This window comes from Fulvivirga aurantia (assembly GCF_009711475.1).
Classification (GTDB): domain Bacteria; phylum Bacteroidota; class Bacteroidia; order Cytophagales; family Cyclobacteriaceae; genus Fulvivirga; species Fulvivirga aurantia.
In genome coordinates, this window is record NZ_SMMD01000647.1 from 1 (window position 1) to 5,161 (window position 5,161).

General features: G+C 38.9%; 5 protein-coding genes. 4 read left to right on the forward strand and 1 reads right to left on the reverse strand.

The genetic code is table 11. The annotated features are described in order from the left end of the window. From E1176_RS06435 to rseP, 4 genes are all read left to right on the forward strand, one after another. Nucleotides 1–1,331, forward strand: a 1,331-nt coding sequence (locus E1176_RS06435) for a GH3 family acyl-acid amido synthetase (RefSeq protein ID WP_155209770.1), incomplete at its 5' end; no start/stop codon positions are given. Nucleotides 1,332–1,342: 11 nt separating this feature from the next. Then, on the forward strand, nt 1,343–2,146 hold the full coding sequence (locus tag E1176_RS06440; protein ID WP_155209771.1) for a hypothetical protein: 804 nt from the start codon (nt 1,343–1,345) through the stop codon (nt 2,144–2,146). Nucleotides 2,147–2,153: 7 nt separating this feature from the next. Beyond that, the gene (locus tag E1176_RS06445; protein ID WP_155209773.1) at nt 2,154–3,311 is read left to right on the forward strand and encodes a 1-deoxy-D-xylulose-5-phosphate reductoisomerase; all 1,158 of its coding nucleotides are present in this window, start codon (nt 2,154–2,156) and stop codon (nt 3,309–3,311) included. Beyond that, nucleotides 3,312–4,634 carry an RIP metalloprotease RseP gene (gene rseP / locus E1176_RS06450; RefSeq protein WP_155209775.1) on the forward strand — a complete coding sequence of 441 codons (1,323 nt, stop codon included), beginning with the start codon at nt 3,312–3,314 and terminating at the stop codon, nt 4,632–4,634. It abuts the gene before it with no gap. Nucleotides 4,635–4,710: 76 nt separating this feature from the next. Here the strand turns inward: rseP and E1176_RS06455 are convergent, their stop codons facing one another. Then, complete coding sequence (locus E1176_RS06455) at nt 4,711–5,091, reverse strand: DUF6768 family protein (protein ID WP_155209777.1); 381 nt, start codon at nt 5,089–5,091, stop codon at nt 4,711–4,713. Nucleotides 5,092–5,161: the final 70 nt, after the last annotated feature.

Here is a 5,161-nt window from a genome sequence, read left to right on the forward strand (position 1 = left end):
GCACTTATGAAGACTATAAGAAGCAGGTGCCGATCAATGATTACGAGGGCCTGAAAAAGTACATAGATCAAATACTTGCTGGTAGTGAGGATGTGTTATGGCCTGGCAAACCAGCTTACTTTGCAAAAACCTCAGGTACCACCTCAGGTACAAAATACATTCCTATTACCAAGGAGTCGATGCCAAATCATATCAATAGTGCAAGAAATGCATTACTCAATTATGTACATGAAACAGGCAAATCGAAGTTTATTGATGGCAAATTGATCTTTCTATCAGGTAGCCCCGTGTTGGATAAAAAAGCAGGCATAAATACCGGCCGTTTGTCTGGTATGGTCAATCATCATGTACCGGGTTATTTGCGTACCAACCAACTACCTAGCTACAAAACAAACTGTATCGAAGATTGGGAAGATAAATTAGAGCATATAATAGACGAAACCATCGATCAAAATATGACACTCATTAGTGGGATTCCACCATGGGTACAAATGTATTTTGACAGGATACAGGCGCGAACGGGTAAGAAAATAAAAGATGTGTTTCCTGAGTTTTCACTCTTTGTTTACGGAGGGGTTAATTTTGAGCCTTATCGCGCCAAGCTGTTTGAGACTATTGGCAAAAAGATTGACTCTATTGAGACTTACCCGGCTTCTGAAGGTTTTATCGCGTATCAAGATACCCAAACAGAGGAGGGCCTATTATTATTGGTAAATTCAGGTATTTTCTTCGAGTTTATCCCCTCCGATGAATATTTTAATGAAAACCCAACCAGACTTAAAGTTGATCAGGTCGAGGTGGGTGTTAATTATGCCCTAATCATCAACAGCAATGCAGGTTTATGGGGTTATTCTTTAGGTGATACTGTTAAATTTGTATCAAAGGATCCCTACAGGTTGGTAGTTACCGGCAGGATAAAACATTTTATATCTGCCTTTGGAGAGCATGTGATAGGAGAGGAGGTAGAAAAAGCCATGAGGTATACCTGTGAGAAGTTTCCTGAGACAGAGATCGTGGAGTTTACTGTGGCTCCTCAGGTAACACCCAAAGAAGGGTTGCCTTTACATGAATGGTACATAGCCTTTGCTCAAAAACCTAAAGATTTGTCAGCCTTTGAAAAAGAGTTAGATTTGCAGCTTCGCAAATTAAACTCTTACTATGATGATTTGATTTCTGGTCATATTTTAAAGACACTGGAAATTAGATCTTTAGAGAAAAACGCATTTATCTCTTACATGAAATCTCAGGGTAAACTTGGCGGACAAAATAAGGTGCCGAGGTTATCAAATGATAGAAAAATTGCGGATAGTTTGGAAGCATATAGTATGTAAGTACTGCTCTAATGAACAAAAACAAATCATATATAAATCAAATTCGGAAGCATTTACTTATACTCTTTCTATGTAGCACTGTTAGCTTTACATGGGGCCAGTTTAAAAACTTCAATACTGAAAACGCCTTATGGTATGAAGGGAATGTTTTGCTTTTAGATGGAAGTACAGTTGAAGGACAACTTAATTTTAATTTTGTTTCTGGGGTACTTAGAGTAAAACAAGGAGGAGCTCCGGAAATTTTCACGTCTGAAAAAGTACTTTCATTTGAATTTTATAAAGCGGGAGAGAATCAGACTTTTTATTCGTTGCCCTATGATCAGGGAGACACTGGTAGAGATGTCCCCACTTATTTTGAAGTGGTTTACCAACTGGATAACATAGCTGTTTTATCAAGACATTCATTTGAGTTTTCGCACAAAAATTTTCTGGCCGGAAATGAATATAGTAACTACTCTGAGGATGATAGACTGTTGGACTTGGCCGAGAGAAAAGAAACAATTTATCAAACGATTTATTTAGCTGATAATAGAGGTAATATTATACCATATTTATCGAAGAAAAAGAAGGCTAATAGAAGCTATGAGTTATTCGGCTTTCATGAAGAGGGAATAGAGTACGATGAGCGAAAGTTTAGAGAAAGTCAATTGGAGAAGGAGGTAAAGGTTTTCAGTTATGTTGAAAAAGATGCTCTGGATAAAGTTGTGGATGATAAACTGACACATGTTAAATCATTTATTAAAAAGGAAAAATTAAATCCTAAAACGCTAGAAGATTTGATTTCGATCTTGGCTTTTTACAATGAATTAAATTAAAAACTAATTGTCTGATAAAAGAAACATAGCAATCCTTGGCTCAACCGGCTCTATTGGCACTCAGGCTTTAGAGGTGATAGATGAGCATAGCGATAAATTTGAAGTCGAGGTGCTTACCGCGCAAAACAATTGTGATTTACTCATAGAGCAGGCACTCAAATACAAACCCAATGTGGTTGTAATCGGCAACGATAGTCATTATCAGAAGGTATTTGATGCCTTAGACGCTAAAGACATTAAGGTGTATGCGGGTATCAATGCTCTGGCTTCTGTGGTGGAGATGGATTCGATTGACATCGTGCTTACTGCCCTTGTGGGTTACTCTGGACTGAAACCAACTATCAATGCTATCAATGCAGGCAAGAGTATCGCCTTAGCTAATAAAGAGACTCTCGTAGTAGCAGGTGAGCTAATCACCAAACTGGCTGCTGAAAAGGGTGTCAACATCTACCCGGTTGATTCAGAGCATTCAGCGATCTTCCAGTGTATAGTGGGAGAATTTCATAATCCTATTGAGAAAATTATTCTTACAGCATCAGGAGGGCCATTTAGAGGAAAAGACAGGCAAGCTCTGGCCAATGTAACCAAAGCACAGGCACTTAAGCATCCTAATTGGGACATGGGGGCTAAAATCACTATCGACTCTGCTTCATTGATGAACAAAGGCCTTGAAGTTATAGAAGCCAAGTGGCTATTTGGATTGAAAGCAGAACAGGTTGATGTTATCGTTCACCCACAATCAATTATCCACTCGATGGTGCAGTTTGAAGACGGTTCTATTAAAGCACAAATGGGGCTGCCGGACATGAAACTGCCAATACAATACGCGATGGGCTATCCTCAGCGATTGAAGTCGAATTTTCCTCGATTTAATTTTATAGATTATCCACAACTCACATTTGAGCAACCAGATACAGATACATTTCGTAATCTAGAGTTAGCTTTTGAAGCCCTTAAAAAGGGTGGAAATATGCCTTGTATATTAAACGCGGCAAATGAAGTGGTGGTAGCAGAGTTTTTGAAAGATCGCGTAGGATTCTTGGAGATGTCTGTCCTTGTGGAACGATGTATGGAGAAAATTGATTTTATAGATGGTCCTAGCTATGAGGACTATGTAAATACAGATAAAGAAACTAGAATAAAAGCTTTAGAACTAATACAATAAATGGAAGGATTAATAATGGCGGCTCAGATTATTCTGAGTCTATCAATTTTGGTGGGTGTGCATGAGATGGGTCACTTACTGGCTGCCAAGTGGTTTGGCATGCGTGTAGAGCAGTTTTCGATAGGATTTCCACCAAAGATTTGGGGTTTCAAATATGGAGAAACCGAATACAATCTGAGCCTAATACCGCTGGGAGGTTTTGTGAAAATCTCCGGGATGATTGACGAGTCGATGGATAAAGAGCAGATGGCTCAGCCCCCTAAAGAGTACGAATTTAGAAGTAAACCTGCCTGGCAAAGACTTATCGTGATGCTCGGGGGTATAATTGTAAATGTAATCACCGGTATTTTGATTTTTGTTTGCCTTACTTACTTCTATGGTGATTTAGTGATTTCTAAAGACCAGGTAAATGCCAATGGCGGTATCATTGCCATGGACCTTGGTCAGGAGCTGGGCTTACAAACCGGAGACCAAATCATCAAAATTAATGGTAAAGACTATGAAGACTTTGCCGATGTGATGGATAATGAATTCTTCTTTGGAGACGGTGCCTATTATACAGTGCTTAGAGATGGCGAGCAAGTTAATATCTCAATACCGCCAGATTTTATAGAAAAGCTAAATGATAAAGAGGCTGCAGGTAACTTCATATTACCTAAAATACCAGTTACTGTATCAGAAATGAACGAAAATACGCTAGCCGAGAGATTAGGCTTACAAGAAGATGACATCTTTATTAGTTTAGGCGGCCAAGAGGTAGTGAAACATGAAGATGTAAGGAATATAATTTCCAGCTACAAAGAAGATACAATTGCAACTGAGGTACGTAGAAATGGCGAAGTGTTAAATCTTCAGGCAGCTGTTCAGCAAGATACTTTACTTGGTATAATGGTTGGCTATCCGGAGGGATTCTTTAAGTCTGTCGATTACTCTTTCGGAGAGTCAATTGGAATGGGTACTGAGCAGGCCTTTAGTGTTGTCTTTTTACAAATTAAAGCATTTGGTAAGATGTTCAGCGGTGAGCTTAACCCTATGAAGTCCCTGTCAGGTCCGATTGGTATAGCAAAAGCTTATGGAGGTGAGTGGCAATGGCAGAGATTTTGGAACCTTACAGGTTTATTGTCTATGGTATTGGCTTTCATGAACTTACTGCCAATACCAGCTCTGGATGGTGGCCACGTAATGTTCTTGTCTTATGAGATAATATCAGGGAGAAAGCCTTCAGATAAGTTCTTAGAGAACGCTCAAAAAGTAGGTATGGTGTTCTTGCTAGCGCTGATGGTATTCATCATTGGTAACGACATTCTAAAGATTTTCATCTAATACATTGAACGAGTATTAATTGAAATAAACCCTGCTACGCAACTAGCAGGGTTTTTCATTTAGAGCGCGTGATTGACTATTTCTTACTTGCCAAAGCTGAAATCTGCAATTCCAGCCGCTTCATTTCTCTTAGCACCTGATTGGTGTTCATTTGCATCCAATGCCATAGTTTAACTGCGGTTACACTCAAAATGCAATAGAAAGCAATAGCTCCATAGATGATCATTTCTCGTGTATTCTCAGTCTGGAAAAACTGGATAGCACAATAAACAAACCCGGCAAAAAGCAGTACCGAAACAATAATTGTTAAGATATAAATTCCTTTATTTTTCCCCTGGAATACGCCCAGTGACATTTCCAGTAGAGATTGCTCTCCTAGTTGATCATAAAACTCAGCCTCTTCGCGGTTAAGAGCGTCATGTATTACTTTGTCAATTTCTTCAGTTGTATGTTTCATGGTTTACCTCCTTATATTTTCTTTTTAATAATTCTCTAGCGTAAAATATTCTTGACTTCACAGTACCCTC

Coding starts and splice junctions, on each gene's coding strand:
- E1176_RS06440 (WP_155209771.1), top strand. CDS start 1,343: ATGAACAAAAACAAATCATATATAAATCAAATTCGGAAGCATTTACTT.
- rseP (WP_155209775.1), top strand. CDS start 3,312: ATGGAAGGATTAATAATGGCGGCTCAGATTATTCTGAGTCTATCAATT.
- E1176_RS06455 (WP_155209777.1), bottom strand. CDS start 5,091: ATGAAACATACAACTGAAGAAATTGACAAAGTAATACATGACGCTCTT.